The sequence below is a fragment of the Lactobacillus helveticus DSM 20075 = CGMCC 1.1877 genome (assembly GCF_000160855.1).
Lineage (GTDB): Bacteria > Bacillota > Bacilli > Lactobacillales > Lactobacillaceae > Lactobacillus > Lactobacillus helveticus.
Window position 1 is genome coordinate 1 of record NZ_GG700779.1, and the last position, 919, is coordinate 919.

At 51.4% G+C, this 919-nt stretch carries 10 tRNA genes; all 10 read left to right on the top strand.

The window, feature by feature from the left end:
- Positions 1 to 39 precede the first annotated feature (39 nt).
- The 10 genes from HMPREF0518_RS09245 to HMPREF0518_RS09290 all read left to right on the top strand — a co-directional run bounded on the left by HMPREF0518_RS09245 (position 40) and on the right by HMPREF0518_RS09290 (position 908).
- Positions 40 to 112 (top strand) — tRNA-Val (locus HMPREF0518_RS09245).
- 2 nt (positions 113 to 114) lie between these two features.
- Positions 115 to 187, top strand: a tRNA-Lys gene (locus tag HMPREF0518_RS09250).
- Positions 188 to 199: 12 nt separating this feature from the next.
- Positions 200 to 281 (top strand) — tRNA-Leu (locus HMPREF0518_RS09255).
- 24 nt (positions 282 to 305) lie between these two features.
- Positions 306 to 378: transfer RNA gene (locus HMPREF0518_RS09260), tRNA-Thr, on the top strand.
- 10 nt (positions 379 to 388) lie between these two features.
- Positions 389 to 460, top strand: a tRNA-Gly gene (locus HMPREF0518_RS09265).
- An 11-nt stretch (positions 461 to 471) separates the two neighbouring features.
- Positions 472 to 557, top strand: a tRNA-Leu gene (locus HMPREF0518_RS09270).
- A gap of 8 nt (positions 558 to 565) precedes the next feature.
- Positions 566 to 639 (top strand) — tRNA-Arg (locus HMPREF0518_RS09275).
- 5 nt (positions 640 to 644) lie between these two features.
- Positions 645 to 718, top strand: a tRNA-Pro gene (locus HMPREF0518_RS09280).
- A 30-nt stretch (positions 719 to 748) separates the two neighbouring features.
- A tRNA-Met gene (locus HMPREF0518_RS09285) sits at positions 749 to 822 on the top strand.
- Positions 823 to 834: 12 nt separating this feature from the next.
- Positions 835 to 908 (top strand) — tRNA-Ile (locus HMPREF0518_RS09290).
- The last annotated feature ends 11 nt before the right edge of the window (positions 909 to 919 follow it).

Sequence of the window (919 nt, forward strand, 5' to 3'; positions counted from 1 at the left end):
AGGCAACTGCCTGCGAGGATAGGAAGCTGCCGTGCTCATGGAGGATTAGCTCAGCTGGGAGAGCATCTGCCTTACAAGCAGGAGGTCACAGGTTCGAGCCCTGTATCCTCCATCGAGTCGTTAGCTCAGTTGGTAGAGCAACGGACTTTTAATCCGTGGGTCGAGGGTTCAAGTCCCTCACGGCTCATGACCCTAATTTGCGGGTGTGGCGGAATTGGCAGACGCGCTAGATTTAGGTTCTAGTGTTTTCGGACGTGTGGGTTCAAGTCCCTCCACCCGTATTGCCAATCATATATTGACAATATGCCGATTTAGCTCAGTTGGTAGAGCATCTGTCTTGTAAACAGGGGGTCGTACGTTCAAGTCGTATAATCGGCATTTATATTTTGCGGAAGTAGTTCAGTGGTAGAACATCACCTTGCCATGGTGGGGGTCGCGGGTTCGAATCCCGTCTTCCGCTTTCATCAACACGCCGGAGTGGCGGAATTGGTAGACGCACGGGACTTAAAATCCCGCGGTTGGTTTCAACCGTATCGGTTCGACTCCGATCCCCGGCATTGATGATGCGCCCTTAGCGCAACTGGATAGAGTGTCTGACTACGAATCAGAAGGTTGAAGGTTCAAATCCTTCAGGGCGCATATAACGGGAAATGGCTCAGTTTGGTAGAGCACCTGGTTTGGGACCAGGGGGTCGCAGGTTCGAATCCTGTTTTCCCGATTGTATCTAAATTGTATTAGTTACATTTTTGGCGGTGTAGCTCAGCTGGCTAGAGCGTCCGGTTCATACCCGGGAGGTCGAGGGTTCGATCCCCCCCGCCGCTATATTGTAAACTTGGACCTTTAGCTCAGTTGGTTAGAGCAGACGGCTCATAACCGTCCTGTCGTAGGTTCGAGTCCTACAAGGTCCATTACATTTATG